The 24,631-nt window shown below is 60.6% G+C and carries 35 protein-coding genes; 16 read left to right on the top strand and 19 right to left on the bottom strand.

Translation table 11 applies throughout. The features are described 5' to 3' along the window. Window positions 1-11: 11 nt before the first annotated feature. Window positions 12-248, bottom strand: a complete 237-nt coding sequence (locus AC1ECN_RS17865; protein WP_130672188.1) for a spike base protein, RCAP_Rcc01079 family — start codon at window positions 246-248, stop codon at window positions 12-14. Between the two features lie 698 nt (window positions 249-946). On the opposite strand from AC1ECN_RS17865, the gene AC1ECN_RS17870 reads away from it, so the two are divergent. Then, window positions 947-1,828: a dienelactone hydrolase family protein gene (locus tag AC1ECN_RS17870; protein ID WP_130664258.1), complete on the top strand. Its 882-nt coding sequence runs from the start codon at window positions 947-949 to the stop codon at window positions 1,826-1,828. 217 nt (window positions 1,829-2,045) lie between these two features. Here AC1ECN_RS17870 and AC1ECN_RS17875 read toward each other — a convergent pair whose 3' ends face one another. Then, window positions 2,046-2,576: a YidB family protein gene (locus tag AC1ECN_RS17875; RefSeq protein WP_018068858.1), complete on the bottom strand. Its 531-nt coding sequence runs from the start codon at window positions 2,574-2,576 to the stop codon at window positions 2,046-2,048. Between the two features lie 153 nt (window positions 2,577-2,729). Further along, the gene (locus AC1ECN_RS17880) at window positions 2,730-3,071 is read right to left on the bottom strand and encodes a hypothetical protein (RefSeq protein WP_024322773.1); all 342 of its coding nucleotides are present in this window, start codon (window positions 3,069-3,071) and stop codon (window positions 2,730-2,732) included. Between the two features lie 193 nt (window positions 3,072-3,264). Here AC1ECN_RS17880 and AC1ECN_RS17885 point away from each other — a divergent pair, with 193 nt between their 5' ends. From AC1ECN_RS17885 to AC1ECN_RS17895, 3 genes are all read left to right on the top strand, one after another. Beyond that, a complete protein-coding gene (locus AC1ECN_RS17885) occupies window positions 3,265-3,594 on the top strand; it encodes an ArsR/SmtB family transcription factor (protein WP_018485380.1) in 330 nt (109 codons plus the stop codon). Further along, a complete protein-coding gene (locus tag AC1ECN_RS17890) occupies window positions 3,591-4,055 on the top strand; it encodes an SRPBCC family protein (protein WP_477953701.1) in 465 nt (154 codons plus the stop codon). The genes AC1ECN_RS17885 and AC1ECN_RS17890 overlap by 4 nt, the downstream gene beginning before the upstream one ends. A 64-nt stretch (window positions 4,056-4,119) precedes the next feature. Further along, complete coding sequence (locus AC1ECN_RS17895) at window positions 4,120-4,536, top strand: GFA family protein (RefSeq protein ID WP_018068861.1); 417 nt, start codon at window positions 4,120-4,122, stop codon at window positions 4,534-4,536. 98 nt (window positions 4,537-4,634) lie between these two features. Here AC1ECN_RS17895 and AC1ECN_RS17900 read toward each other — a convergent pair whose 3' ends face one another. From AC1ECN_RS17900 to AC1ECN_RS17925, 6 genes are all read right to left on the bottom strand, one after another. Continuing rightward, window positions 4,635-5,042, bottom strand: coding sequence for a GFA family protein (locus AC1ECN_RS17900; protein WP_130672187.1), 408 nt, complete (start codon window positions 5,040-5,042; stop codon window positions 4,635-4,637). A 287-nt stretch (window positions 5,043-5,329) separates the two neighbouring features. Then, window positions 5,330-5,728: a hypothetical protein gene (locus AC1ECN_RS17905; protein WP_130672186.1), complete on the bottom strand. Its 399-nt coding sequence runs from the start codon at window positions 5,726-5,728 to the stop codon at window positions 5,330-5,332. Between the two features lie 180 nt (window positions 5,729-5,908). Then, window positions 5,909-6,811, bottom strand: coding sequence for an NADP-dependent oxidoreductase (locus AC1ECN_RS17910; RefSeq protein ID WP_130725825.1), 903 nt, complete (start codon window positions 6,809-6,811; stop codon window positions 5,909-5,911). Between the two features lie 84 nt (window positions 6,812-6,895). Then, window positions 6,896-7,294, bottom strand: coding sequence for a DoxX family protein (locus AC1ECN_RS17915; protein WP_018068866.1), 399 nt, complete (start codon window positions 7,292-7,294; stop codon window positions 6,896-6,898). A gap of 32 nt (window positions 7,295-7,326) precedes the next feature. Further along, window positions 7,327-7,707, bottom strand: a complete 381-nt coding sequence (locus AC1ECN_RS17920) for a glutathione S-transferase N-terminal domain-containing protein (RefSeq protein WP_130672185.1) — start codon at window positions 7,705-7,707, stop codon at window positions 7,327-7,329. Next, on the bottom strand, window positions 7,704-8,552 hold the full coding sequence (locus tag AC1ECN_RS17925) for a DODA-type extradiol aromatic ring-opening family dioxygenase (RefSeq protein WP_130672184.1): 849 nt from the start codon (window positions 8,550-8,552) through the stop codon (window positions 7,704-7,706). The genes AC1ECN_RS17920 and AC1ECN_RS17925 overlap by 4 nt, the downstream gene beginning before the upstream one ends. Before the next feature lie 151 nt (window positions 8,553-8,703). Between AC1ECN_RS17925 and AC1ECN_RS17930 the strand changes: the two genes are divergently transcribed. The 3 genes from AC1ECN_RS17930 to AC1ECN_RS17940 all read left to right on the top strand — a co-directional run bounded on the left by AC1ECN_RS17930 (window position 8,704) and on the right by AC1ECN_RS17940 (window position 11,095). Further along, window positions 8,704-9,600 carry a LysR family transcriptional regulator gene (locus AC1ECN_RS17930; RefSeq protein WP_197727389.1) on the top strand — a complete coding sequence of 299 codons (897 nt, stop codon included), beginning with the start codon at window positions 8,704-8,706 and terminating at the stop codon, window positions 9,598-9,600. A gap of 99 nt (window positions 9,601-9,699) precedes the next feature. Next, on the top strand, window positions 9,700-10,104 hold the full coding sequence (locus AC1ECN_RS17935; protein WP_245484713.1) for a hypothetical protein: 405 nt from the start codon (window positions 9,700-9,702) through the stop codon (window positions 10,102-10,104). 199 nt (window positions 10,105-10,303) lie between these two features. After that, window positions 10,304-11,095, top strand: a complete 792-nt coding sequence (locus tag AC1ECN_RS17940) for an aldolase (protein WP_024322786.1) — start codon at window positions 10,304-10,306, stop codon at window positions 11,093-11,095. Window positions 11,096-11,110: 15 nt separating this feature from the next. Here the strand turns inward: AC1ECN_RS17940 and AC1ECN_RS17945 are convergent, their stop codons facing one another. Further along, window positions 11,111-11,461, bottom strand: coding sequence for an AraC family ligand binding domain-containing protein (locus AC1ECN_RS17945; RefSeq protein ID WP_130672183.1), 351 nt, complete (start codon window positions 11,459-11,461; stop codon window positions 11,111-11,113). A gap of 64 nt (window positions 11,462-11,525) precedes the next feature. Continuing rightward, on the bottom strand, window positions 11,526-11,975 hold the full coding sequence (locus AC1ECN_RS17950) for a VOC family protein (RefSeq protein WP_018068872.1): 450 nt from the start codon (window positions 11,973-11,975) through the stop codon (window positions 11,526-11,528). Between the two features lie 51 nt (window positions 11,976-12,026). Between AC1ECN_RS17950 and AC1ECN_RS17955 the strand changes: the two genes are divergently transcribed. Next, entirely contained in the window at window positions 12,027-12,629 is a 603-nt protein-coding gene (locus AC1ECN_RS17955; protein ID WP_130672182.1) for a TetR/AcrR family transcriptional regulator, read from the top strand. Window positions 12,630-12,637: 8 nt separating this feature from the next. On the opposite strand, the gene AC1ECN_RS17960 is transcribed toward AC1ECN_RS17955, so the two are convergent. Beyond that, complete coding sequence (locus AC1ECN_RS17960; RefSeq protein ID WP_130672181.1) at window positions 12,638-13,576, bottom strand: AraC family transcriptional regulator; 939 nt, start codon at window positions 13,574-13,576, stop codon at window positions 12,638-12,640. A 79-nt stretch (window positions 13,577-13,655) separates the two neighbouring features. On the opposite strand from AC1ECN_RS17960, the gene AC1ECN_RS17965 reads away from it, so the two are divergent. Then, window positions 13,656-14,483, top strand: coding sequence for an oxidoreductase (locus tag AC1ECN_RS17965; RefSeq protein ID WP_130672180.1), 828 nt, complete (start codon window positions 13,656-13,658; stop codon window positions 14,481-14,483). 24 nt (window positions 14,484-14,507) lie between these two features. Here the strand turns inward: AC1ECN_RS17965 and AC1ECN_RS17970 are convergent, their stop codons facing one another. From AC1ECN_RS17970 to AC1ECN_RS17985, 4 genes are all read right to left on the bottom strand, one after another. Further along, window positions 14,508-14,747, bottom strand: coding sequence for a hypothetical protein (locus AC1ECN_RS17970; RefSeq protein WP_130672179.1), 240 nt, complete (start codon window positions 14,745-14,747; stop codon window positions 14,508-14,510). After that, complete coding sequence (locus tag AC1ECN_RS17975) at window positions 14,744-15,064, bottom strand: hypothetical protein (RefSeq protein WP_018067968.1); 321 nt, start codon at window positions 15,062-15,064, stop codon at window positions 14,744-14,746. The genes AC1ECN_RS17970 and AC1ECN_RS17975 overlap by 4 nt, the downstream gene beginning before the upstream one ends. Window positions 15,065-15,139: 75 nt before the next feature. After that, the gene (locus tag AC1ECN_RS17980; protein WP_018067967.1) at window positions 15,140-15,859 is read right to left on the bottom strand and encodes an SOS response-associated peptidase; all 720 of its coding nucleotides are present in this window, start codon (window positions 15,857-15,859) and stop codon (window positions 15,140-15,142) included. Between the two features lie 202 nt (window positions 15,860-16,061). Further along, entirely contained in the window at window positions 16,062-17,444 is a 1,383-nt protein-coding gene (locus AC1ECN_RS17985; RefSeq protein ID WP_477953707.1) for a tetratricopeptide repeat protein, read from the bottom strand. Window positions 17,445-17,524: 80 nt separating this feature from the next. Between AC1ECN_RS17985 and AC1ECN_RS17990 the strand changes: the two genes are divergently transcribed. The 4 genes from AC1ECN_RS17990 to AC1ECN_RS18005 all read left to right on the top strand — a co-directional run bounded on the left by AC1ECN_RS17990 (window position 17,525) and on the right by AC1ECN_RS18005 (window position 20,277). Then, window positions 17,525-17,800, top strand: a complete 276-nt coding sequence (locus AC1ECN_RS17990) for a DUF4242 domain-containing protein (RefSeq protein WP_130654921.1) — start codon at window positions 17,525-17,527, stop codon at window positions 17,798-17,800. Window positions 17,801-18,174: 374 nt separating this feature from the next. Then, entirely contained in the window at window positions 18,175-18,765 is a 591-nt protein-coding gene (locus tag AC1ECN_RS17995; RefSeq protein ID WP_130672177.1) for a TetR/AcrR family transcriptional regulator, read from the top strand. Window positions 18,766-18,837: 72 nt separating this feature from the next. Further along, a complete protein-coding gene (locus AC1ECN_RS18000; protein ID WP_130672176.1) occupies window positions 18,838-19,467 on the top strand; it encodes a hypothetical protein in 630 nt (209 codons plus the stop codon). 231 nt (window positions 19,468-19,698) lie between these two features. Then, window positions 19,699-20,277, top strand: a complete 579-nt coding sequence (locus AC1ECN_RS18005; protein WP_130672175.1) for a DUF308 domain-containing protein — start codon at window positions 19,699-19,701, stop codon at window positions 20,275-20,277. Between the two features lie 137 nt (window positions 20,278-20,414). Here the strand turns inward: AC1ECN_RS18005 and AC1ECN_RS18010 are convergent, their stop codons facing one another. Next, window positions 20,415-20,885, bottom strand: a complete 471-nt coding sequence (locus tag AC1ECN_RS18010) for a hypothetical protein (protein WP_197727388.1) — start codon at window positions 20,883-20,885, stop codon at window positions 20,415-20,417. Between the two features lie 238 nt (window positions 20,886-21,123). Beyond that, window positions 21,124-22,101, bottom strand: a complete 978-nt coding sequence (locus AC1ECN_RS18015) for a DUF4238 domain-containing protein (RefSeq protein WP_163862058.1) — start codon at window positions 22,099-22,101, stop codon at window positions 21,124-21,126. Between the two features lie 244 nt (window positions 22,102-22,345). Between AC1ECN_RS18015 and AC1ECN_RS18020 the strand changes: the two genes are divergently transcribed. After that, window positions 22,346-22,792: a hypothetical protein gene (locus AC1ECN_RS18020; RefSeq protein ID WP_130672173.1), complete on the top strand. Its 447-nt coding sequence runs from the start codon at window positions 22,346-22,348 to the stop codon at window positions 22,790-22,792. A gap of 246 nt (window positions 22,793-23,038) precedes the next feature. Here AC1ECN_RS18020 and AC1ECN_RS18025 read toward each other — a convergent pair whose 3' ends face one another. Beyond that, window positions 23,039-23,635 carry a TetR/AcrR family transcriptional regulator gene (locus AC1ECN_RS18025; RefSeq protein WP_024322798.1) on the bottom strand — a complete coding sequence of 199 codons (597 nt, stop codon included), beginning with the start codon at window positions 23,633-23,635 and terminating at the stop codon, window positions 23,039-23,041. Between the two features lie 127 nt (window positions 23,636-23,762). Between AC1ECN_RS18025 and AC1ECN_RS18030 the strand changes: the two genes are divergently transcribed. Both AC1ECN_RS18030 and AC1ECN_RS18035 read left to right on the top strand, forming a co-directional pair. Continuing rightward, the gene (locus AC1ECN_RS18030) at window positions 23,763-24,143 is read left to right on the top strand and encodes a DUF4267 domain-containing protein (RefSeq protein WP_130672172.1); all 381 of its coding nucleotides are present in this window, start codon (window positions 23,763-23,765) and stop codon (window positions 24,141-24,143) included. Between the two features lies 1 nt (window position 24,144). Beyond that, window positions 24,145-24,465, top strand: a complete 321-nt coding sequence (locus AC1ECN_RS18035; RefSeq protein WP_130672171.1) for a DoxX family protein — start codon at window positions 24,145-24,147, stop codon at window positions 24,463-24,465. The last annotated feature ends 166 nt before the right edge of the window (window positions 24,466-24,631 follow it).

The following is a 24,631-nucleotide window of genomic DNA, read 5'->3' on the forward strand; positions in this document are numbered from 1 at the left end:
TCTGTAGGGTTCTAGAACAGCGCGACGATGTTGGAGGCCGTCGTCCCGGTCAGCGCCACGACGGCGGCGTGAACCGGCAGGATCGTCCCGGCCGGAACGCTCTTGAAGATGACCGGGTCCATGTCCCGGCGAGGCGCAATGGCAACGTCACCCGCCGTGCCGATATAAAGCGCGCGCGCACCGACAATGGCGGTATCGTTCGGCGTCACCGCCGCGGCCCGCGAGGCCGGAGCAATCGAAGCGTCCATTGCAGTTCTCCTTGGAAGAGGCGAGCGCTACCCGGCCCGATCCCCAATGTGATCGAACATGAAAGGTCAGGCGGAAGAGGATGAGGGTCAATGATGATCTGGGGACGCCGGCCGGACGGTGACAGACACACCGATCGGAGGGCGGCGCCGACTTGGTCGACATCACCTTCTGGATTCAAATTTCGCAGCTTGGATTTACGGTAGTCATAACTGATTTGCCGGGGGGTGATCAACGGCTAATCGTGAGTCTCGCGTCAGTTCGAAACCGAGCCTGCTCGACCCGATGGTGCCAGATTGCTCTACCCCGCGCCGGCGGCAGATTTGTCGGAACACCGCCCCATACTCCGTCATCCTCGGCTCAGGTGTAAAGCCCGAGGATGACGGAGCAAGGGGTGGGCGCTGTGGAAAATCTGCGGTGGTGGCTCACTGACGCTGACGGATGTTATTGACCGATCAGCGCGGTCTTGGCCCGCCTCGCGATCTGGTTCGGCATGTCACCGTACGATCGGAGGGCGGCGCCGACTTGGTCGACATTCCCTCTTGATTCAAATTTCGCAGCTTGGATTTGCGGTAGTCATAAATGATCCGCCAGGGGGTGATCAAGGGCTTTTGATTGCAGGTCAGGCGCCGGTTTGAAATCCGACCCAATCGGCGGCAGAACGCCTCGCCGCTTTGCGAGCCTTCAGGTCCGGCGTACAATGAGCAGGCTGTTGATCAAACGGTGGAGAAGTTCAGTGAAAACCACGAGACTTTTTCTTTGCCTTGTCGCTTTTCTCGGCGCCACGTTCGCTGGAAACCCGGCTGATGCCGACGAATTGGTTCACTTCGAAAGCGCTCCCATCAAGCTCAGCCCGTTTCGAATACGCAAGGCCAATGAACTGGGAGAGAACCTCCCTCAACCGCAAGGCACGCCATTACTGGGATATGTGTCCCGCCCCCAAGGTGATGGTCCCTTCCCGGCGGTCGTCGTCATGCATGGATGCGGCGGCATGCGTTTGAGCGTCAAAGACCTTTGGCCGAAACGGCTGGTCTCATGGGGTTACGTCGTGCTGGTTGTCGATAGCTTCACCACCCGCAATATCAAGGACACGTGCCAAAGCTATCTGCCCGATCGCGTCTTCGACGCCTATGGCGCTTTGGACTTTTTATCTAAATCGAGCTTTGTCGATGCTCAGCGCGTTGCCCTGATCGGCTTTTCAGCGGGCGGCACGGCGACGCTGGAGGGAACAAAAATCGAAGGCAACGAACAGCTCATGGACCGCAAATTCAGGGCAGCGGTTGCCTACTATCCCCTCTGTGCGGCAAGTCAGGGCGATGCGACAGTGCCGACCTTGATCTTGAGTGGCGACCGAGACAATTGGAGCCCGGCCGACCGATGCCGCAAGAGGCTTGCCGGTCTGAGTGACAATAGCCCGCCCATCGAGCTCAATATCTACAAGGGTACCTACCACGATTTTGATGCCCCGGAGTTTAAGGTGGGGCGGAGGGTGTTTGGCCATATCGAAAAATACAATCCAGACGCCGCCGAAAAGTCCATCAGCAGCGTTCACACATTCCTTCAGAAATACCTCTCGAACTAACGCGCGTACTCGAAGCCTGTCGCCGGCGGGGCGTATGGCTGAAACATACCCCCAACCGCCGTCATCCCAGGCCTCGAGCCTGGGATCCATGCCGCTGCCGGCGAAGGCCGGCGTGGTTCGTCGGGCAAGCCCAAGGGAGCCGGAGTGCGGGTGAGCTCTCGGGCCAATACAGCGATGGCAGACGCAGTGACGCTGGTCGCGCGCCACTACCTCGATATCAGATGGTGCTCGGCCGCGCGGAGGTGGTGGATTGGCTGGCGGAAGACATAAACTCCTCGGCGGTCGGCAGTTTTCCCTGTGGGGTCAGGTCGTCGACGGCCTTGGGAAGATCGCGGCTCAGCCGATCGAGAATCTGCTGATGTGAAAGGCCGGTATTCGAAGCAATCTCGTTCAGAACGTCCGGGCCCAGTGCTTCGGCAAGCTGGCCGTCATTGATGTCGGCATTCTGGCCTGGCTGCACCCATGAGTCGATTTTGTCACCGTGACCGTTCTGCTGAAACGTCTTCAGCAGATCGCCCAGACCGCCGCTGACGATGCCGCCGGATGTCAGCCCGCCGAGCAGGCCGCCGAGACCACCCGAACCACCCAGTCCGCCAAGGATGCCCCCAAGCCCGCCCGGCTGCTGGTTTCCCGCGCCAGGCTGCTGAGGGTTCTGGATGCCCCGCAGGAGCTCCCCGATCTTGTCCCTGTTCTGGTAGCCGGCAACGGCAAGGACGGCGAGAAGCGCCTTCAATTGACCGCTCATCATGATGAATCCTCCAATGGTGCTTCAAAGATGCAGGCAGCCCAAAGCAGAGCGCTGCATGGGCAGCAATGTTCGGATTGCTCAAAGGTTCCGCGCCAGCCGAATTCGTTCGAACGATGTCGAAGACGCGGCCGATTTTACTGCTGACGCCGCTGGTCAGATTTCCGGGCAGCCTCGCTGGTTGGCGAAGGTCATTCGCTCCGGTCCACGGCGCGTCATCCCCTGGACAACGACGCTCCGGGGAGACATGCGTATGATCTGCGCCCTGCGAAGTCCTTCGCCGCGTGCGATGTCGAGGGCATCGTCCGGATCGCAGCCTCGCCGTCCGCGCCGGTCATATCGGTCATATCGGTCAGGGTCGCGATCACGATCGTAAACGCCTAGTCCGCCGGGGCCGACACGCAACTCTAAGTCCTGCGCGGCTGCGATCGTCGGCGAGATCGTCAGCCCGGTTATCGCGGCCAGGCCGACCAGCACGAATTGAACAGATTGATGCATAAACTTCCTCCCACGGTGCTATCACCATCGGAGTAGCAACATCGCCAGGCGCGTTTTGTTCCCAATGCAAGAAGGCGTTGGATCATTCCGTAAAGAACAGCCGGATGCGCACCACCTGAGCGGCGTAGCGACTGGCTATCGAAAAAACAAATTAGTATTGACTCATCAATTAGCATGCGCTATTGATTTCTTCATGACCGAAGCCGTTTCCATCACCGCCGTCATGCGCGCGCTTGCCGATCCCACACGTCGGGCCGTGTTTGAGCAGATCGTCAACGCCGATGAGATCACCGTCGTCGAACTGACGCGGGCAAGCAGCGTCACGCAGGGCGCGGTTTCGCAGCATCTCAAGACCCTGAAACAGGCGGGCCTTGTTACTGAGCGCCCCGAAGGCCGGAAGGTCTATTACCGCGCCGAGCCGGAAGGCCTGGAGCCGCTTGTCGACTGGATGAGCCATTACGGCGTCTTCTGGCGCGACCGTTTTGCCAATCTCAGAACTTTGCTGAAGGAAATCGATCCATGAGCGACGCCGCATTGAAGCCCGACACGCAAGAGATCGTGGTTGACGAGGTTTTCCCGCATCGGCCGGAGACGCTCTGGAAAACGCTGACCACGGCCAATCTGATGGGCCGCTGGCTGATGATGCCGGCGGGCTTCGAGCCGGTGGAAGGCAAACGCTTCACCTACYAGACGACGCCGGCCGGCGCCTGGGACGGCACCATTCACTGCCAGGTGCTGGAGGTGAAGCCGAACGAGCGTCTCTCCTATGCCTGGAAAGGCGGGCATGAGGGAAATGCCGGCTACGGCTCCCCGCTTAACACTGTCGTCACCTTCATTCTGTCCGAGGTCGAAGCCGGCACGCGGCTTCGCCTCATCCATTCCGGCTTCGTCCTGCCCAGGAATGAAACGGCCTTCCAGAAGATGGGCGAAGGCTGGAAGAAGGTCGTGAAGAACATCGGCGCCATCGTCGACGAGACGGACTGAGGCGGCAGACATCGCGCTTGCCGACGCAACATTTTATTGAGCAGCGCTTCATCAGGAGAAAGATATGAGCAAGCCTTACACCGGCGGATGCGCCTGCGGTGCGATCCACTATGAAATCGCAGCCGAGCCGATTGCGATGAACGACTGCCAGTGCCGCGACTGCCAGGCGACCAGCGGCACCGGGCACGGATCCTATCTGACCTTCCCGAGCCGGCAGGCGGTGAAGCTCGACGGCAAGGCGACGCATTGGGACATGGTCGCCGACAGCGGCAACGTCAAGACGCGCGGCTTCTGCCCCGCCTGCGGCACGCCGGTCTACCTCACCTTCTCTGCCATGCCGGATCTCTTCACCATTCACGCCGCAAGCCTCGACGATCCCACCCGATACCAACCGCAGATGGTGACCTACACTGTGCGCGGCCTCGCCTGGGACCGGGTCGATCCGGCGGTGCCGAAATTCGAGACGATGCCGCCGATGTGACGCTGGGGCAGCGGCCCTCGAAACGCACAAGAGCGGCTGCTGCGCGGGCGATATCGAGCGCCCGCTCAAGCTGGTGATCCAGGCGATGCCCGCAGAGTTCAATTTCCGGCAAGACGCTCGATCGGCTCGGCGAGATCGAGCCAATGCGGACGATTGTCCCACCAATGAACATGATCCGGCGCGGGAAAGGACGGATCGGCGAATGTGCCGCCGGCGACGACGACGGTGCCGGGAAAATATGTTCCGGATTTCGAAAATCCGCCCCCGCCGCAGATCCGGCAAAAGGCTTTCATCACATCCGGTGTGGTTTCGCCTTGCGGATACCACACGGAATATTCTCCGGAGACGACCCGGACATTTTCCTCGGGGAACCACACATTGTGCGCAAGCGCACTGCCGGATGCACGCTGACAACGCGTGCAGGTGCAGACGTGGTTGTGCACAGGATCGCCATCGACCTCCAGGGACAGGGCGCCACAGGTACACTTCGCATGAAAGATGGGCATAGGGGCAAATTCCGTGTTTCCTGACGGCAATCGATCCTACGACGCAGGAATCGACAAGGTCGATCATCAATTTACCCACGCTTTCGAATGCGACCAAGCGTCACCGGATGGAAGCGCCGTCGTCGCGGCGACGATGCACCGGCGTTTTCGAGAGATCCGGCTCACGCATGTCGCGCAAAAGTGTGCAGCGGTTTTGCGATAACGACATGCGTAAAAACAAGGACCTAAAGCGCAAGGAGCAAATCTGAAAGATTGCGACGCGCTTTAGAAGCGTTGCATGGCGGCACTCAAGGGAAGATGCCCGCCATTTTGAGTTTGTCGCAGAAGCTCGCTATGGCTTTCGCGACGCCCTCGCTGCAGGGAAACTTGAACGGTCGCGTGGCTTCCTGGGTGAGAATCGGCTCGCCCGTTGCGGCGTCACGGCCGGTAACATGCGTCGTCAGCAGGATGCCGCAGGCCGCGCCGGCAGCCTCGTCGATCGCCATCTGGACATCGCCAAGATAAGCATCGCTGGGGACGTCGATGATGAAGGCCGTGAAATATCGCACGCCGCGACTTCCCGCCACGGCCTTGGCCAGGCTTGCATGCGCCTCGGAGACCCCAATCTCCTTCTCCGGCGGCCACATTACATCACTTGCAGGCCACGCATCATCTTCCACGGCTTCGCCGATCGGCTGCTCACGCATATCCGCTCTCCATATCTTCGGGTTTTCAGATGGCGGCCGCCGCGCCGATGTTCTTATTATGTTCTGATAGCGAAGAGAGTCAAGACGGGTGTTTTGCTATGAGCAACCTTTCAGTGCAACCGCCGGAGCGGGGTGCAGGATCAAGAGATCTGCACCCCGCTCCGGCCCTGTCTTCAACCCTCAATGCTTGAGCACGACCTTGCCCGGGGCTCCGGCTGCGACTGCATTCTGCGCCGCACCGATCTCCTCCAGGGTGAAGGTATGGGAAATCGGGATGACCAGGAGGCCGCGCACGGCGGCATCCAGCACGGCGTCGAGCGTCGCCGCGTCGGTGCGGTGGAAGAGTTTATGGATGGTGACGCGGTCTCCGGCATTGGCGCCTTCCGGCACCGGAACGATGCTGGCGACCGTACCGCCATCGCGGACATGACCGATCAGGTTGCCGGCCACCGGGCCGGCAGCGCTGATCGCATAGGCAAAGTCCGGGCTTGCGGCGGGGAGCGTGATGTCGAGCGCTTCGCCGGCCAGTTCCCGGCCTTCGCTCAGCCGCTCGGGACGGACGCCGGCCACCGGCTTGGCGCCGATCTGCTTGAGATATTGGATGGCCGAACGGCCGACGGTTCCGAGGCCGCCGGAGACCAGAACCCGGTCGCCGGCCTTGACATCAAGCGCCTCGACGGCCTGGCGTCCGGTCAATCCGGCCTTGACCAGCGACGCACCCTCTTCGAAGCTCAGGCCAGCCGGCAGCTTGGCGGCGGATGTGGCGGGAAGCACGCCATATTCGGCATGGGCGCCTTTGCCGTTTGCCGCGAAATCGGCGACGACCCGGTCACCGACCGCAAAGCCGGTGACGCCGTCGCCGAGTGCCGAGATGGTGCCGGCGGCGTCGCCCCCGAGCACGGCCGGCAGCGGCAGCGGAATGAACTTGGCCATGAAACCCTGGCGGAGAATGAGGTCGAAAGGATTGACGGCGGAAGCTTCGATCTTGATCAGGATTTCGCCCGGTCCGGGCTTCGGCGTCGGGATATCGCCGATTTCGAACTGATCGACATCGCCGTAGGATTTGAGAAGGGCGGCTTTCATCGTGGATCTCCAGAATTGTCGTCGCGTTTGGGCGTGAGACCAGGCTGCCGGCCGGCAGCCCGGCATGGGCCGTTTCCTATCGTCTTAAGCCGTGGCCGGACGACGCGCGGTGTCGAGCGTCCATGCCCCGCCACCGGCAAAGGCGATGTAGAGGAAGATGAAGCAGAACAGGATGGCGACTTCGCCCATGTTCAGCGCCGGCCAGAAGCCATAGGGCATGTGGCCCATGAAATAGGCGGCCGCCATTTCGCCCGAGGCGATGAAAGCGGCGACGCGCGTTTGAAAGCCGACGAGCATCAGAGCCGAGGTGATCACCTCGATGGCGCCGGCGATGATCATGATGGTGGGAAGCGGATAGGGCACGCCCTGAATCGGACCCGGAAATTGCAGGAATTTCATGGTCGCGTGTTCGAGGAAGAGAAGCGCGGTGATGATGCGCAGGATGGCGAGGACATATGGCGTCCATTTGCTGGTATCGGTCATCGGGATTTTCCAAAGAGGGTTGATGGGAGGGTTCAGGCGGCGGATGCCGCCTTCTTCAGTTCCTGGTTTTCTTTCCAGAGCTTCATCGACATGGCGAAGACGCCGTCGACATAGTTCTGGTAGACCGTCATGCCGGCCGGATCGCGGCCTGCCTTGGCTGCAAAAAACGCAACGATGTCGTCGGATTCGGTGACGTATCGGCCGGGCTCAAGCTGCGCGGCGGGAAAGCTCACCTTGTCGAGATGTGGCTGAAGCTCGGCGCGGATCTTCTCCTCGCCCTCGCTGTCGGGGGCGAAGTCGCGGGTTTCAACGTCCGAGGCCAGTCCCGATTCCAGAAGGAACAGGCGAACCTTGAGGCAGAAGGGGCAGTTTTCCTTGAGATAGACGATCGGCTTGAACGTTGCGCTGGTCATTGCGCATCTCCTTTTGATTGAGGGGCGGAGGGAACATTGCCGAAGCGGAAGCTCGATGCGGTCAGGCCGCCGGCGAAGTCTTTCTGGTGATAGGTAACGGCGCCCGGTTCGTCCTCGGCCGCACCCACCGCCACCATCAAGGGGATCAGGTGGTCCTCACGCGGATGCGCCGCGCGGGCGGCGGGGGCCTTCTCCCATTCGACAAGCCGCTCGGTGCGCTGGTCGAAGGGCGAGCGGATCAGCGTCTCCTGCAGCCAGGCGTCAAAAAGACGGGACGGGCCGTGTCCGGCCGTGCCCTGTATGGCCGACAGGTTGTGGTAGCTGAGGCCGCTGCCGATGATCAGCACGCCTTCGTCGCGCAGCGGCGCGAGCGCCCGGCCRACCTTGAGATGCAGCGCCGGATCGTAGCCGGCATCCAGCGAAAGCTGGACCACAGGGATGTCTTCGTTCGGATAGAGCGGCTTCATCAGGCTGAAGGTGCCGTGATCGAAGCCGCGAGTGGGGTCGGGCCTGGCGTCGATGCCGGCGGAATGCAGCAGATCCTGCACGTGACCCGCCAGCTCGGGGGAGCCCGGCGCGCCATATTTGATCTGATAGAGATAGTCGGGGAAGCCGCTGTAGTCGTAGACCATGCCCGGGTTGCTGCCCGAAGAGACGGCAAAGCCCCTCTCCTCCCAGTGGCCCGAAACGACCAGCACCGCCTTCGGCAGATCTTGAAGTTCGGCCCGCATCTCGATCAGCGACTGCTCGAGCTTGTCGAAATTGCTGCGAAAGCCACCGGTCATGTAGGGCCAGGGGCCGCCGCCATGGCTGAGGAAATAGGTGGGCAGTCTCGATGTCTTCACGTCGCCATTCCTTATCGCCACCGCCGCGTCGGCTGAACATCCGGCGGATCGATCGCCTCAGTCCGCCAGCCTTGTCAGCGACTGTCTTGATTTTCCCTGGATTGATCAATTGGCTTTGCGTACACGCATCATTTCCTCTAGGTTGATGATCATGGACACGATGATCAGCCTGCGGGTGTTTTGCCTGATTGCCGAGCTCAAGAGCTTCACCGCGGCAGCACGCCGTTTGAACCTCTCGCCGGCGATGGTGAGCAAACATGTGATGCATCTGGAGACGCGCCTGGGAAGCCGGCTCTTGAACCGGACCAGCCGGAGTGTCACGCTTACCGAACCCGGCGCGCTTTATTTCAACCAGACACGGCAGATGCTCGAAGGGCTCGACGAACTGGAAGCGTCGATCGGCAATGTCACGGTTGCGCCGCGCGGGACGCTCAAATTCAGTGCGCCCGTATGGGCAGCCAGTTCAGGCTTTGTCGATATTCTGGCCGAATACAACCAGCGTTATCCGGATGTCAGCCTGGACATGGATCTGAGCGGCCGGATCACCAATCTGGTCGATGAGGGCTTTGACCTTGCCCTGCGGGCCATGTCGTCCGAACGGCTCGATCCGGGTCTCGTCGCGCGCCCCTTGGCGAAGATAGAATTCCGCATGATGGCATCGCCGGATTATCTCAAGCGCGCCGGGCGACCCCAGAGCATCGCCGAGCTGAACGGCCATGCGCTGCTTCGCTATAATGGCATCAATGTCAGCGAAAGCCTGCTGTTGGGCCGCCAAAACGACCGGCATAAGGTCACCTTCCGCAATGTGCTGCTGAGCAGCAACGAGACACTTCTGCACCTGGCGGCTTTGCGGGGCATGGGCCTGGTCTTCCTGCCGGAATGGCTGGTGGAGGAGGATCTGAAAGCAGGCCGGCTCGAAGTGGTGTTCCCGAAGACGCTCGGCATCAGCAATACGCTGCATGCCGTCTATCCGAGCCGGAAATACCTTTCCGCCAAAGTCCGCACCTTCATCGATTTTCTCGTCCTGCGCTCGCCACAGGTATTCTGACGCGCGCAGAACGCCCGACCGGACAATTCAACCAGTTGCAGATGTCACGGGCGTCGACACTCAGGGAGCCGCCTGACACGCAACCGCAGGAACTGAACATTGACACAACCCGCAGCCGACAAGGTCCGCTTCAACTTTGTTACGCAATGTCCAAGGGATGATGGCTGCGGCGTTTTCGTCTTGCAGATGCTGACGGGCAAACCCTACGACCAGCTTGCCGGCATGATCGATTGGGGCGTTCAGACCAATCATTACACAACGTGGAAAGAACTGCGCGGCGTCCTGACCGCGTTGGGCTGGCAGACGGGCGGATTACGCAAGGCAGAGAGCTGGGGCGATGTTTGCGGCGTAGCGGTCGTCCATGTCGAAGGAGACCACTTCATCCTCTATGACGGCGATAACGGCGTCTTCTATGATCCGGGGCAACCCGATGGCCCCGATCTGCAGAGCGGCCTCGTTCCTATGAACTACCTTCCAGTGCAATCGCCGGAGAGCGGTGCGTAAAAATGCAAAAGCGCGTCCCCAACCTCCGTCATTCCAGGCTCGCGGATACGGAAAGACACACCCGTCGAGCAGCGTACTCACCCAAAATAGGCAAATGAACCGAATCATGTTTGTCTCCAGCCGCCTTGATGCGAGGCTGATCCGGGGGTAATCCAGAACACAGCCACCCTCTCCTTCGACACCAATCTGAAACGACCCCATGGCGCACTCCCTCAATACGGCCCCATCGCCCGCCGGCGGCCCCAACCAGCCGAAACTCGACACGGACGACATCTGGCAGGCCCGCGTCGATCTTGCGGCCTGCTTCCGGATGGCGGCAAGGCTCGGCATGGAGGAAGGGATCTGCAACCATTTCTCGGCCGTCGTTCCCGGCTATGACGACCTGTTCATCGTCAACCCTTACGGCTACGCTTTCGCCGAACTGACGGCATCGATGTTGTTGATCTGCGACTTTCACGGCAACGTCGTGTCGGGCAGCGGGCAGCCCGAGGCCACCGCATTTTACATCCACGCCAGGATTCACAAGAACGTCCCGCGCGCCAAGGCGGCATTCCACACCCATATGCCTTATGCCACCGCTCTGTCGATGACGGAGGGCGATCCGCTTATCTTTGCCGGGCAGACCGCATTGAAATTCTATGGACGCACGGCCGTCGACCGCAACTATAACGGCCTGGCGCTCGACGCGCGCGAGGGCGATCGGATCGCGGCTGCGATCGGCGATGCCGACATCGTCTTCATGAAGCACCACGGCGTGATGGTCTGCGCACCCAATATCGCCGAGGCCTGGGACGACCTCTATTATCTCGAGCGTGCCTGCGAAGTGCAGACGCTCGCCCTGTCAACCGGACGCCAGGTCCTTGCCGTCGCGCCTGAGATCGCCGAGGCGGCGTACCGGCAAATGCGCGAAGGAGACCCGGAGTCGGCCCGGCTCCATCTGGAGTCCGTGAAACGCGCGCTCGATCGCAGCGAGCCGGAATACAAGCGCTGAGCCGCAGACCGCGGCTTACGCGTGCGCCGGGCGCCAATGCGGATAGGTGACATAGGCGGTGAGCGCGCCTTCCTCATGCGAGCGGATGGTCACCGCTTCGCCCTTGGGCATGTAGACGATCTCGCCTGGCCCGGCGGTGACTGTTCCCAAATCCGTCGAGACCGATAGCCGCCCTTCCAGAACGATCATGACGTCGTCGACTTCAATCGTCTCGGTCAGGCTCTGGCCGGGCGCGTAGCGTCCATAGCCGATGGTGATCGGCCCTCCCTGTCGCTCGTCGACCAGATTGCCGACGAAGATGTCCGCCTCCTGCCCGGGGGAACGCTCCAACGCCACGTCGGTAACCGCGAACTTACGGATTTTCATCGTCTTCCTCCATCGCCGCGTGCAGAGGTAGCGCGGAAATCCAGCCCGCCAAGGGCTGCGGCACTCACGCCGACATGTCCTCGTTCCAGCGGCGTTGCATCTCCTCAGGCGTGACCTGCTCGATGGTTTGCGACAACATCCAGCGATGACCGAAGGGATCAAGCACCTGCGCCACCCGCTCGCCAAAACTCTGGTCGGTCGCCGGGCGCAACATCGTCGCCCCGGCCGACAGCGCCTGCGCCAGTGCTTCGTCGGTCGACACCGTGTCCATGTGGAAGGTCACCGGCGAGCCTCCGACGGCGTCGGGAGACAGGGCGCCGAAGTCCGGATATTCGTCTGCCAACATCATCAGCGTCTCTCCGAAACGCAGCTCGGCATGGCCGATCCGCCCGTCCGAAGGATCGGTCATGCGGAAGACTTCCGTGGCGCCGAAAGCCTCCTTGTAGAAGTCGATGGCCCGTGCCGCATCCTTGACGATGAAGTAGGCGCTCACTTTTCGGGCAAAACTCGGCATGGATGATCCTCCTTGACTGGGTTATATATTAACGTTACGTATCGTAAAGATATGAGTCAAGAGAGTAGTGCAAAACCGAAGAAACGAGGGCGGCCGCCAAGCGCTGCCGCGCAGAGGCGTGCCTTGGAGGCCGCCCATGAAATCCTGATGGCCGAAGGTTTTGGCCGCATGACGATCGAAGCCGTGGCGGCGCGGTCCGGTGTCGGCAAGCCGACGATCTACCGCTCCTGGGCCAACGCGCAGGAACTGGCGATGGCCGCGCTTCTGGTCAACCGGCTACCGGAAGCGGAGGTTGGAGGGGGTACGGCGCAGGCGGCTCTCGGCGCGCAGATGAGCGGACTGGTGACTGCCTTTGCGAGCACGCGCGGGCGGCAGATCACGATGGCACTTGCGGCCGCCGACCCGGAAAGCGAATTCACCAAGGCCTTCCGCAATCAGGTGATCCTGTCGAGCCGCAACGCGGGTCGTGTCATCCTGGAGGAGGCTCTGGCTCGGGGAGAGATCGTTCCGCCGCTTGATATGGAGGCGCTGCTCGACATGATCTACGGACCGGTCTTCTTCCGGCTGCTGGTCGGCCATCGCCCGGTCTCGCCGGAGTTCGGCGATGCGATCGTCAGGACCGCGTTGCGGGCCGTTGCACCGTCGGACGCGTGAGACTTGCTTTAGCCGTGATCGTCACCCAGTTCGCCAAGGTGGCGCTGGACCCACTTGATCTCTTCGGATGCGGTGCGCCCGAAATGCCGTTTGAAATCGCGGCTGAACTGCGCCGGGCTGGCGTAGCCGACCGAAGCCGCGACCTCGGCAATCGTTCCCGTCTGGCGCGCGATCATCAATCTTGCCTCGTGAAGCCGCATGGCCTTGACGTATTGCATCGGACTGTTGCCGGTCAGACCCTTGAAATGGACATGATAGGACGGAACGCTCATGCCGACGTCTCTTGCCAGATCGGTGACCGCAATCTCCAGGCCATAGTTTTTCCGCAGCCAGGCTAGGCTCTGAATGATCTTTCCGGATCTGCCTTTCTGCTGGAGGGCAGCGATCATCGCGCCGCCTTGCGGACCGACCAGGACCCGGTAGTGCAGTTCGCGCAGAATGCCGGCGCCAAGCACATCCGTCTCGACGCGGCTGCGGAGCGCCATCAGCAGGCGCAGCAGCACATCCTCGATRTCGCCAGACATCCTGCTCGACACGAGACTTCTCGGCTCGTCGCCTGGCAGTTCGGCATGTTTTTCCACCTGCAGTGCGATCTCGGCTGCAATCTGCATATCGAACTCGACATAGACCGCAAGCAAGGGCCGCTCGGGACTGGCGGTCGACGTCATCCGGAACGGGACGGGCAGCGACACCGCCAGATAATGCTCCTCATCATAGAGGAAGACCTCGCCTTCGAGGATGCCCTGCTTGCTGCCCTGCAGGACGAAAACCGCGCCCGGCCTATAGAGCACCGGGATGTCGTGGAGCACCGCTTCGGTGCGCAGGATGCGGACGGAAGCAAGCGCGGTCGGATTGTATCCGTGACGGGGGGCGAGACGTCCGGCCAGCGCGACCATCTCCGCTCGCCTGGATGGGCCGCGATCCCCTTGCATAGGATTTGGCAACATATTCAGAGAATCCGCCATCGCGGCATGGGTTTCTTTATACTATTTGTCAAATCCCATCCTCAATCAAGGAATATTGCCGATGTCAGGAAAGACCTTCTTCATCACCGGATCGAATTCCGGCTTCGGGCTGGCCATCGCTTCCGCCGCTGTTCAGGCGGGCCACACGGTGATTGGCACCGTGCGCTCAGAATCCTCACGCATAGTGCTCGCCGAAACCCTGCCTGGCCTGCGGCCGGTCCTCTGCGACGTCACCGAGTTCGACCGCATCGATGATGTCGTCGGCCACGCGGAAGACGAGCATGGGCCTGTCGACGTGCTGATCAACAATGCCGGTTATGGCCATGAGGGCGTGCTCGAGGAGTCGCCGATCGAAGAGATGCGGCGGCAGTTCGACGTCAACGTCTTCGGCGCCGTCGCCGTTGCCAAGGCATTTCTGCCGAGGTTTCGCGCGCGACGCCGCGGGTTCATCGTCAACGTTACCTCGATGGGCGGCATGATCACCATGCCCGGCATCGCCTATTACTGCGGCAGCAAATTTGCGCTTCAAGGCATATCGGAGGTGATGCGCGCGGAAATGGCCCCGTTCGGGGTGCATGTGACGACCCTTTGCCCCGGCTCCTTCCGGACGGACTGGGCCGGACGATCGATGGTCCGCACGGAGCGGTCGATCGCCGATTATGACGGCCTTTTCGATCCGATACGCGAGGCGCGACGGGCCGTCAGCGGCAAGCAGCGCGGCGATCCCGCCAAACTGGCCGCCGCGGTTCTAGAGCTCATCGAATCCGATAATCCTCCACCGCAGCTTCTGCTCGGCAGCGACGCCCTCAAGCACGTGTCGGACAGGATCGTTCGCCTCCAGCAGGAGATCGAAGCGTGGAAGCCTGTCACCGTTTCGACCGACGGCTGACGGCGGAACTCAATCAGCCAGCCCTCATGGGATGATTTTCCCACCCTCGGCCGCCTCCAGCTTCCGCCTGAGCGCCTGTTCCTGTTCAAATGTCTTGTACGGGAAGTGTTCCCAACACCACCAGCGCGTTGGCACGGCCGGGGACGGGCTATTGCCCCAGCCTCCCCATTCCTTGCAGCGTGTGCCGTCAGCAAGCCGGTGCTCGCAATAATGCTCAACGATCACATTGGCGCCCGGTGCACTCGAATGGCCTTCGATGCTCATGGGTGCGCCGTCCTCCGTTTCCCGCTCTTGATGCTCTCGTAGATCATTTCGAGCCGCCTTGAGGCGACGTAGGCACTGTCCTCGTATCCAGCCGACGGCCAATCCAGTCGATGGCTGCCGTCTGTCGCCACGATCCAGAACCATCGATTATCGACCACTCCGCCTGCCTGTGACCGGAATATCCTTCCGATCTGGGTATCGCCGTCAAAAGCGACGTAATCGTCGCCGGGTTTCTCCCTCCAGGCGTGCCGCCATTTGTATTTGATTTCCCGGCCGCTGACATATTCCCACGATTTCCATGTGATTTGTTCTGGCATGCGTCGTCCTGTCCTCTCGCGAGGTATCTCTTTGACCGCATGGTTGATGGATGGCTCCCGCCCGAGCCGGTGAATTCAGATCAGCGTCGGTTCCGGATCGGGGTCGATCGGATCGATGATGTCAGCCGTGTCATTCTTGGGCGAACCCACATTGCGGCCGATCGGCCACATGGTCATCAGTTCCGCCGGGAACGGCTTCATCAAATCGGCCGGATCAGGCTCCGGCGATAGCCAGCGCTCGTAATCTTCGCGGTGCAGGACGACCGGCATGCGGTCATGGATCTGCGCCATCATCGCATTCGGCTCACAGGTCACGATTGCGAAGTTTCTGATGTCTACGCCTTCCGGGCTGCGCCAAATCTCCCAGATGCCGGCGAGCGCAAAGGGCGAGCCGTCAGCCATGGCGATCGCATAGGGCTGCTTGTTCTTGCCGGTGCCGAAGATATCCTTCCACTCGAAGAAGCCGTTGATCGGCACCAGGCAACGGCGCGACCTGTAGGCCGAGCGGAACAGGCCGTTGGTACCGATGCCCTCGCAGCGCGCATTGATCGGCGGCGGACGCCCTCCCGGCTTCATCCATGCCGGCATCAGACCCCAGCGAGCGCTTGCGAATACCGGCCCCATAATATCAGGTTCGCGGACCATGTCGCGAATGATGATGGGATAATCCAGCGTCGGCGCGCCGTTGTAGCGTGGAAATCGGTTCCCGAGCGCATCGATCGCACCACGCTCCGCGAAGGCGAAATTGCGCACCAGTTCCTCAAGCGAGGTCTTGATATAGACGCGGCCGCACATCCAGAACTCCATCCTGCATATTAGATGTTCCGATTATGTTCTGGTGGTGCGAGGCGAGTCAAGGCCAGTCGCTACAACCGACGCCATCATCGCTTGCACCGGAGTCAAGGTGCAGCCTGACGAACGGTAGTCGGTCGTATGGCGACGGAATCAGTCTGCCGAGGTCCTCGAATGCGGCAAAGCATTCGTTTGCCGCGTAAGCTCAACCTGAAGAGAGCTCGTTCGCTTTCCGGTCATATCGGTCAGCCTGCTCTTCCTCGCCCATTTCTGTCAGGAGAAGGGATAGATTTCGATACGTCTGCGGGTCAGAAGGACGCAGTCTTATAGCGGTGAGATAATGTGACTTGGCATCCGATAGGTCGCCTTTCTCATGAAGAAGCACCGCCAGATTATTGTGCGCTTCCGCATATCCCGGCGACGACCTCAAGGCTGCTCGATAGTGTGATTCTGCCGCCCCGATATCTCGCCCTTCGAGAAGCATCGCATAGTTGTAGTGAGCTTCGGCGTAATCCGACCTAACCTGCAGCGCCTGCCTATAATGCGATTCAGCCTCTTCAGCATCACCGTGTTTCTCAAGGAAGACTCCGAAATTGTTGTGGGCTTCGGCAAAGCCGGGCCTCAGCCTTAGCGCCTCTTTGAAGTGATGATGCGCTTCGAACCGATCCCCCCATGCGTCGAAAAGTCCGGCGAGACGCAGAAGAGCGTCCACGTAGTCTGGCCGGCACTTCAGAGCCTGCCGATAATGTACTGCCGCTTCATCAGGGCGGTCGGTTTCCTCAAGAAGGATCGCGAAATTGTAATGAGCTTCCGGATATTGCGGCCAGAGACGAATGGCATCCAGGTAGCGGGCCTCGGCGGCGGTTCTGTTGCCAGCGGCTTTCAAGATGACACCGAGGTTATTGTGCGCTTCCGGATAGTCGGCGCGGAGCTCCAATGCTTTTTCGTAGCAATGCCGTTCCTCTGCCAACTGCCGCCTATCCMTGCCGGCTATCCCGGCCCCTTTCAAGAACCAGTCCTCGGCAGTCATCCGCTCTTCGGACCGTGCAGCAAGTGCCATGTGGTCGACTGACACCAACCGATAAAGATGCCGCCTGGGTAGGTAGTCGCCTTTGAGTTCGAAAACGTCAACCTCGTGAAAGAGGTAGACCGGCAAATCGATGAGATCGAGCACTGTCTGCGTGACGAAGAGCGTATCCGGTTCGGCAGACGATTCCRCGCGCTTCGCGATGTTCAATGCACGGCCGATCCAGGCATCGTCATCGTGCATTCGAGAGCATTCACCGAAGTGGCAGCCCACCCGGATTGGCAGGTCATGCGCCTGGTCGGAGGTCAAATGACGCCGTCGTTGCTTCCAGTAGGCGATGAGCTTCAACGAGAAATGGACGGCTACATCAGCAGATTCGAATAGGTAAAGATGCCCGTCCCCTGTAAAGTTCTCGTGCCGTCGCCCGTATTGGCTGGCAAGCATCTGAGACAGGTATCGATACTCCGCAATTGCGCTCGTGATCGTGTCGCGCGAAACCCTGTTCCAAACCGCTGAGTGTCGGACGAGGTCTGTGAATACGGCGGCAAAATAGATGTCCATTCTTAACTGCCGGAAGTTCAAAGCGAACGCGAAACATGTTCAAACGCTTGCCATCATCGCTCAACCCAAGGACAACCATCATGCCACAGTATATGGTCGAAAGACACCTCCCCGGCATTACCTCCGATCAGCTAAGCGCCGCCGCGTCCCGGGCGAAGAACGTCACCGCAGAGATGACCCGCCAGGGTAAGCCAGTGCGTTATCTTCGCTCGACATTCGTACCATCGGAAGAACGATCATTCTGCCTGTTCGACGCTTCGTCGGAGCAAGATGTGAGGGAGGCGAATGAACGCGCGGAGATCCCGCTGGTGAGAATTACCGAAGTTAAGCACATCTCTGCCGACGACGTGGCATAGCGCATCAATAGCCGATAAAAGCGCAAACGATGTAACGACCGCTTCAGGCCGTTAGCTGCCAAGCTAAGGCGGGATCACCGCCGGAACCGGACATAACGCAGGGAGCCATGACCGCATCGGTCCGATTGCAGGCATCCGCAGCGATCCCGTGAGTGCGGGCGTTATGGCAAAATAGCTGCCCGCGGCTTATCGCCGGCAACCCGAACTTCGGACACGGGCTCATGCCGCTTCGCCGGACCTGATAGAGCGCAGCACTCAGGACTTAGGTGCGGCCTGACGAGTACTTTTCTGCTTCTGCCGCTGCCACCGGCCCTCGACCGCAGGAGTTCAGCTTTCCGCTTGACAGCCTTCCTACTGGAAGGTAGATAAGAGCCATGAGCAATCTTTCGACGACGTCCGACGAAATCCTGACTTCTGCCCGAGCGCTGATCATGACCGGAGGCTATAACGGCTTCAGCTATGCCGATATTGCTGCCGTCGTCGGCATCCGCAAGGCCAGCATCCATCACCACTTTCCGAGCAAGACCGACCTGGTGCGGACGCTTGTCGTGCGATATCGCGAAGATGCGGAGGCGGGTATCGCCGGCCTGGAGCGACAGGTGCGGAATCCTCTGGCACTCCTCCAAGCCTATGCGGGCCACTGGGCCCAGTGCATCGAGGACGCCAGCCGGCCGTTTTGCGTCTGCGCCCTGCTGGCAAGCGAACTGCCGGCGCTGCCGCCGGAGGTCGCAGCCGAGGTCAGGGCTTTCTTCCGCTTTGCTTCGACATGGCTGACCTCGGTGATGGAGCGAGGCTTGACGGACGGGAGCTTGAAACTGTCGAGCGAACCGCGTGTCGAGGCTGAAGCCTTCATGGCCTCCGTCCACGGCGCCATGCTGTCAGCCCGTGCTTACGGGACCCCGGAGGTCTTCGCCACCATTCTGGCCCCCACCTTGCAGCGGCTCACTCCGACCGCCGCTCGATAAAGTTCCGGGCGGAATAAAAGCCCGGAGCGACAACGACGTTCAGCAAAACTACCAACTAGTAGGAAGAACGACATGATCAAGAACATCCTCCCCGCCCTCGTGCTGGGGCTCACCGCCGTCGCGTCGGCGGCACTTCCAGCGGCGCCCGTCCATGCCGAAGACCAGAAACCCGAGCAGATCCATATCAGGGGCAGCATCGTCAGCTACAGCGGCTCCGCTCTCAAGGTGAAGACCCGCGAGGGAGAGACCGTCGATGTCACGCTTGCCGATGGCTGGAAACTGGCGAGCGTTGCAAATGCTGCGATCACCGACATCAAGCCGGGCGACTTCGTCGGCATCGCATCCCTGCCGAGCGCAGACGGCGGCGACGGCGCGCTTGAAGTGCTGATCTTCCCGCCGGCGATGAAGGGTGCGGGTGAAGGCAGCTACGGCTGGGACCTCAAGCCCAACAGCAGTATGACCAATGCGACCGTCGCCGACGCCGTCAAGGGCGTCGATGGCCGCACCGTCACCGTCTCCTATCACGGCAAGGAAAAGAAGATCGCCATTCCGGACGGCACGCCCGTCGTGACCATCGCTCCGGCCACCAATGACGATCTCGTGCTCGGCGCCGTCGTCTTCATCCCCGCCGAAAAGGCTGCCTCGGGCCCCCTCGCCCATCAGGTGCTCGTCGGGAAAAATGGCGTGGTCCCGCCCATGTGACCACGTCGTCGCCGGTCGGCCGGGCCGCCCCCGGTTCGACCGGCGATTTACCAGGGAATGCCGCCTGACCGGCAGGCATGGACCCGAACGGCGGAGAACGTCGTCTCGACAGCCGCCCGGCAATGCTCGGGCAGTGCCGGCAAGCCATGGAACCCCATCGTGATGACGGACGCCGCCATGCATGACGGTGAGCCCGCCAAATCAGACACCATCACACACAGGAAAGAGATCATGATGACCACCGATCAAACCACCGTCGCGTCTGGCGACAGGGAAGAGTGGCTGACGCGCTATTACTTCACGCGAGCAGCCTTTTCCGCCATCTGGGTCGCCGCAGCCTTGACGGCCGGCGGCCAGTCGCCTGCCGTCGCGGCCGCCTTGCTGATCCTCTACCCGGCCTGGGATGCCGCCGCCAACCTCATCGACGCAGCGCGGAGTGGCGGCTTGGCAAACAACCGCAGCCAGGCGACCAACGTCGCCGTCAGCGCGGTGACGACCGCCGCCGTGATCGTCGCCCTGACGATGAGCATGAACTGGGTTCTCGGCGTCTTTGGCCTCTGGGCGATCTTTTCCGGCCTGCTGCAGCTTGGAACCGCTGTCCGGCGCTGGAGGACCAATGGCGGCCAGTGGGCGATGATCCTCAGCGGCGGCCAATCCGCGGTGGCAGGCGCCTTCTTCATCGCCCAGGCGCAAATGCCGGAAGCGCCGTCAATCGCCAACATCGCCGGCTATGCCGGCCTCGGCGCCTTCTACTTCCTGGTGTCGGCCGTCTGGCGGAGCGTCACGCAGATGCGGCGGAAGCGGGCGTGAAGCAGCCGAGAGAGGGATCGCCTAGGCGGGGGCGGCGAGCAGCGTCGGAATGGCGCGCCCGCCGCCCCGTACTTCCTGTCATTTCATGATTGGTGGCGGGACGTCGTCGTGCGTCGATTGCGCTGTGAAACCATCGATCAGCGGGGACCAGCCGCATAGTCTGGAAACTTGTAGTAGCTGCAGGCATTCATCGAAAAGAACTCCACACCAGTACTTATTTCTAGGCGATAAAGCTCCCATTCGAAGGTGTCGTCGCCACCGAGTCCGGCAAACAGCGCCATCCTGGTCAGTTCCGTGAACGGCCCGGGAGGAAACACGGCTCCGTACACGATCGCGTCTTTTCCAGGGTATTTGCCCTTAATGACTCTCTTGATCTCCAAATCCATCCGTATCATGCGCGTCGGAACGCCGTCCGCCGCGAGCAAACCGGATTCGCCGATCGACAGCGATTTCACGCGCGCCTCAACCACGACCTCGGCTTTCGCCAGCAGTTCATCCTGAGGAGGGCATTTCGGCGTTCCGGCTGCGGGCCTTAGACCTATAGTCAACAAAGCAAGAATTGCTGTGAAGCCCAGTCGCATTTGCGGATTCAGGAACGCTCGCGGCATCGGTGTCCTTGCTTATGCATAGGCGTGTCTATTTCGCCTTGATTGCGTGAGGCTGAAACGGACATCCTCGTTCAATCGCACAAACCACCGCCTTATCCTGCACCGTGCAAGGCCCTGACACGACGCTGTCGCAGTTTTCCATCATCGGCCACGCCTTCGGAGGTTTAGTCATGGAAGCATCGTCTATCGCCGATGGCGCGCAAGCTTTGAAATGGATATGGCCCGGACGCGCCAATCGCTATTTTTCGCCCTCGTCTTCGTCAATCGACCTCAGACGACAATCTGGATCGCAGTGAAGATCCTTGCCGGCACACATCTGGTCGCGCTTCACGTATCGGAAACTATCGTTGTATGCGTAAACCTGCGCCGTAGCGCGTGCAATGACCGCTGAATTCGCCAGTGCTACAAGCGTTGTCGGCGCCTGGATCACGCCTTCATCCCCCTCGAAAGTCCCCATCAAAGCGCACTTCCTAGTTAAAGGAAACAAAAGCATCGTTTCCTTCAAGCCGTGGCCTACGCCTGGATGAGACTGCCGAAGGCTGGTCAGGACGACGGGATGATCCGATGTGACGAAGTCGCCCGCCTGATCATTGGCGATTTGTAAAACCCACTTTCTAGCAATCAGCGTCTTCAAAACCGATTCGAAGACGTCCAACTCAAGCCTGATAAGGGTATTTTGGTGTGTCTCAAATTCGTATCTGTCGGACTTAATGAACTCCCTAAAATCCTCATAGGGCAGCTGCGCCAAAGGCTTCGCATGCGGCATCTCCGCCTCCATGCGCTTCCTAAGCTTGTTGTACCGGTCTTCGGTCGCAAATGACGTTTCGAGCACTATTCGGTAAAGGCGGTTCGTAAAATCAGACCAGTTCTTCCTTAGTCGCGGATTTCTAGTTGCCATCAGTGCGATGAGGTTCAGTACCAGGATCTTGTCATCGCCTTCAAACGCGCCAGACTTCGCAACACGTTTGATCGCTGATGCCGCCATGCTTTCGAAGCCTGCATAAGCGTTTTCTAGTGCGTTCGGATCATGACCCTCCGCGTCGATCCGGTTGAAGTCTCGAATGGCCGCGATGTTGCGAACTGATACGGTGAACGATCTCCCCTGAGTCAGATCGATCGTCAGCAATTTTGCCTTCTTCGGGTAGGCGGGCGGGTAGACCGCAAAACCACGAAGGTAACCCTGCGGTACATAGTGATGGTTCCTGGTTTCGCTCACAGATGCCCTCGGCCTCGGGACGATAAGTTCGGCAGCGTTCGTCCCTCTCCGCCCGTTATATTGTACGTTAGCTGCGCCTCATCATATCGAGCATTGCATATGTTTTGCGGATCTCCGGATCGAAATTCCGCCCCACAATTTTGCCCATGAAAGGCCTCGCCGAGGTTTCAAACGCGCCATTGGGCGACGTCAGCCCGATAGCGGGAAGTTGACTGCGAGCGCTGACCGGTTCTATCCAGAGTAGATGAAAAACCTTCTCAGCTTCAAGTTCGAAAACAAGGACGAAGAGACAGTCGCCATCGTTCCGTGCGTGGATGGAGTGGGCTTGGATCAACTCGTGGCGGACTTCGAACGCGCCGCCGGCTATGGCGATCCTGCCGGCGGATATGGCGGGCTCGTACCCTCATTCTACCGCTTCGGTCCGCTATCGAGCTACTTCCTTGGTCGGGAGGAACCCGTACAAGGCGGTGGACAGGGCGAAATCTATGTCTTGTCGTGTGAATGTGGCGAGGTCGGATGCTGGCCCCTTGTCGCCCATGTTCGCCTGCACCAGGACAAGGTGATATGGGGCGGGTTCAGCCAGCCGCATCGGCCAAGGCGGAATTATGCGAGCTTTGGCCCGTTTGAGTTCGAACGCCAGCAGTACGAACAGGCCGTTGAGGGCCTGGTTCGTTGCCACGGTGTCGACTGATAATTTTGCCGCCCCCTTTGGTTGTCGAAACGCCGCCCCACCCTCCGTCATCCCAGGCCCTGAGCCTGGGATCCATGCCCGCTGCTGCTCGAGATGAGAGTGGGTCCTCGGGTCAAGCCCGAGGAGGACGGAGGGTGGGTGGCGTCTGGAGCAAGGACAGCGACGCATCCGGCGGTGACCGGCGACAGCTCTCCGTTGAAGATGCACGGTCCACATCCGGTAGCCGATGCGTCATCCGACGGAATGTCATCCGCCACGGCCAGGCGCGTTTCCTCCTGCATCCACGATCGCCTGAACAACAAGCGCGATGCGTTTGTCACGCATGCCGGGCCGAATGCGGCCTGAACGTTCGAGCTCGGCAAGCCCATGCAGGGCTGCCCAGAAGGTCTCGGTCACGATCTCCACATCGGCACAGAACGGCGACACGGCTGCTGCAATGGCGTCGAAACCGGCCCGAAGTTCCGATCTCGTTTCAGCCTCGGCGAACTGCAGTTGGGTCGGCAGGATAAACATGGCCTCGTAGAGTGCCGGGCGACTGAGTGCGAAGGCAAAATAGGCCATGGCGACATCCATGAGGGACTCTCGTTGCCCGTTCGCCCCGCCTGCCGCTTCCCGAAGAACGGTTGCGAGCTCCTTGAAACCCTCGACTGCAACCGCGGCAACGATGGCGTCCCTGTTCGCGAAATGCGAATAGAGGATTGGCTGGCTGTATTCGATCTCCTTGGCCAGGCGGCGGATCGTCACGGCATCCCATCCTTCGCTCTCCGCGACGGCACGTGCTGCCGCGACAATGCGCTCTTCGCGCCCTGCCCTTTCCCGGCTTTTTCGCTCTGCGATCCCCATTGCTCGATCTCCATTCCCCTGCAAGCCCAGCACATCAAAGATTATACCAATGCTTGACTAACTAGCAATGCTAATGCATTTTACCTAGCAGTGCTAGTTTTTGTATCCACGATAGAAGGATTGTCTCATGCTTTGGTTTGCCAACGGGGCCGGGTTGCTGCTCGCCCTCGCTATTATCGCAATCGGCACCGGCTATATTGCCAGCCCAACGACCATGATGCGCAGTTTCGGCCTGCCGCTTCCCGAAGATGGCCCAAATGTCGCTTGGTGGCTCGGCCTCAAGGGTGTTCGCGATATCGTCGCCGGATTGCTTGTTCTGGCGTTCATGATGTGGGGTGCAGAACGCGAGGTCGGCATCGTGCTTTTGATCGAAGCGATGATCCCTGCGGGCGACATGCTGCTCATTCTTGCCGCGAAAGGTTCCACCAAAAGCGCCTTCGGCATTCACGGCCTCACGGCGGTGATCATGGTCCTGGTCGCCATCCCCACGATGATCGGGGCCTACTAAGATGGTTCACGTTCTTTCAATCTGGTTCCTGGTTGTCGCCTTCTTGGGCGCCGGCCTCGTCAACGCGATCGGCACGTCGGGGACGCGAAGCGATTTCGCCCGGTGGGGCTATCCGCGCTGGTGGGGCATCGTAACGGGTGGACTGGAAATTTTGAGCGCCGTCCTGATCGCGCTTCCCGTCAGCCGCATGGTCGGCGTGGCGCTTGGGGCGGTCATCATCGCGGCTGCGGTCTTCACGGTTCTACGCCACCGCGACCATGCCCACCTTGCGCCACTGAGTGTCTTCGTCACCCTGATTGCCGTTGCTGCGATCGCATCTTGAGCACTGCCGGCAAGGCGCTGGTAGGTTGCGGCGAACAGTTGGCGATCAACAGGACGAGCACGATCGTCGTTTCTCGAGCCTCTTCTCCACAGGAACGCTTTGTGCCTATATTGCCGCTGCGCTGAGCACACCACGCCGCAACGGCCCGCGGTTGCCGCAAGCGTTC

Source organism: Rhizobium sp. 01N447_2, assembly GCF_056399245.1.

Coding starts and splice junctions, on each gene's coding strand:
- AC1ECN_RS17880 (WP_024322773.1), bottom strand. CDS start 3,071: ATGCATCAATCTGTTCAATTCGTGCTGGTCGGCCTGGCCGCGATAACC.
- AC1ECN_RS17940 (WP_024322786.1), top strand. CDS start 10,304: ATGGCGCACTCCCTCAATACGGCCCCATCGCCCGCCGGCGGCCCCAAC.
- AC1ECN_RS18020 (WP_130672173.1), top strand. CDS start 22,346: ATGAAAAACCTTCTCAGCTTCAAGTTCGAAAACAAGGACGAAGAGACA.
- AC1ECN_RS18030 (WP_130672172.1), top strand. CDS start 23,763: ATGCTTTGGTTTGCCAACGGGGCCGGGTTGCTGCTCGCCCTCGCTATT.
- AC1ECN_RS17920 (WP_130672185.1), bottom strand. CDS start 7,707: ATGACCAGCGCAACGTTCAAGCCGATCGTCTATCTCAAGGAAAACTGC.
- AC1ECN_RS17905 (WP_130672186.1), bottom strand. CDS start 5,728: ATGCGTGAGCAGCCGATCGGCGAAGCCGTGGAAGATGATGCGTGGCCT.
- AC1ECN_RS17885 (WP_018485380.1), top strand. CDS start 3,265: ATGACCGAAGCCGTTTCCATCACCGCCGTCATGCGCGCGCTTGCCGAT.
- AC1ECN_RS17990 (WP_130654921.1), top strand. CDS start 17,525: ATGCCACAGTATATGGTCGAAAGACACCTCCCCGGCATTACCTCCGAT.
- AC1ECN_RS17995 (WP_130672177.1), top strand. CDS start 18,175: ATGAGCAATCTTTCGACGACGTCCGACGAAATCCTGACTTCTGCCCGA.
- AC1ECN_RS18000 (WP_130672176.1), top strand. CDS start 18,838: ATGATCAAGAACATCCTCCCCGCCCTCGTGCTGGGGCTCACCGCCGTC.
- AC1ECN_RS17970 (WP_130672179.1), bottom strand. CDS start 14,747: ATGAGCATCGAAGGCCATTCGAGTGCACCGGGCGCCAATGTGATCGTT.
- AC1ECN_RS18025 (WP_024322798.1), bottom strand. CDS start 23,635: ATGGGGATCGCAGAGCGAAAAAGCCGGGAAAGGGCAGGGCGCGAAGAG.
- AC1ECN_RS18035 (WP_130672171.1), top strand. CDS start 24,145: ATGGTTCACGTTCTTTCAATCTGGTTCCTGGTTGTCGCCTTCTTGGGC.
- AC1ECN_RS17865 (WP_130672188.1), bottom strand. CDS start 248: ATGGACGCTTCGATTGCTCCGGCCTCGCGGGCCGCGGCGGTGACGCCG.
- AC1ECN_RS18005 (WP_130672175.1), top strand. CDS start 19,699: ATGATGACCACCGATCAAACCACCGTCGCGTCTGGCGACAGGGAAGAG.
- AC1ECN_RS17980 (WP_018067967.1), bottom strand. CDS start 15,859: ATGTGCGGCCGCGTCTATATCAAGACCTCGCTTGAGGAACTGGTGCGC.
- AC1ECN_RS17945 (WP_130672183.1), bottom strand. CDS start 11,461: ATGAAAATCCGTAAGTTCGCGGTTACCGACGTGGCGTTGGAGCGTTCC.
- AC1ECN_RS17975 (WP_018067968.1), bottom strand. CDS start 15,064: ATGCCAGAACAAATCACATGGAAATCGTGGGAATATGTCAGCGGCCGG.
- AC1ECN_RS18010 (WP_197727388.1), bottom strand. CDS start 20,885: ATGCCGCGAGCGTTCCTGAATCCGCAAATGCGACTGGGCTTCACAGCA.
- AC1ECN_RS17955 (WP_130672182.1), top strand. CDS start 12,027: ATGAGTCAAGAGAGTAGTGCAAAACCGAAGAAACGAGGGCGGCCGCCA.
- AC1ECN_RS17930 (WP_197727389.1), top strand. CDS start 8,704: ATGGACACGATGATCAGCCTGCGGGTGTTTTGCCTGATTGCCGAGCTC.
- AC1ECN_RS17910 (WP_130725825.1), bottom strand. CDS start 6,811: ATGAAAGCCGCCCTTCTCAAATCCTACGGCGATGTCGATCAGTTCGAA.
- AC1ECN_RS17875 (WP_018068858.1), bottom strand. CDS start 2,576: ATGATGAGCGGTCAATTGAAGGCGCTTCTCGCCGTCCTTGCCGTTGCC.
- AC1ECN_RS17915 (WP_018068866.1), bottom strand. CDS start 7,294: ATGACCGATACCAGCAAATGGACGCCATATGTCCTCGCCATCCTGCGC.
- AC1ECN_RS17900 (WP_130672187.1), bottom strand. CDS start 5,042: ATGCCCATCTTTCATGCGAAGTGTACCTGTGGCGCCCTGTCCCTGGAG.
- AC1ECN_RS17950 (WP_018068872.1), bottom strand. CDS start 11,975: ATGCCGAGTTTTGCCCGAAAAGTGAGCGCCTACTTCATCGTCAAGGAT.
- AC1ECN_RS17895 (WP_018068861.1), top strand. CDS start 4,120: ATGAGCAAGCCTTACACCGGCGGATGCGCCTGCGGTGCGATCCACTAT.
- AC1ECN_RS17965 (WP_130672180.1), top strand. CDS start 13,656: ATGTCAGGAAAGACCTTCTTCATCACCGGATCGAATTCCGGCTTCGGG.
- AC1ECN_RS17870 (WP_130664258.1), top strand. CDS start 947: ATGAGCAGGCTGTTGATCAAACGGTGGAGAAGTTCAGTGAAAACCACG.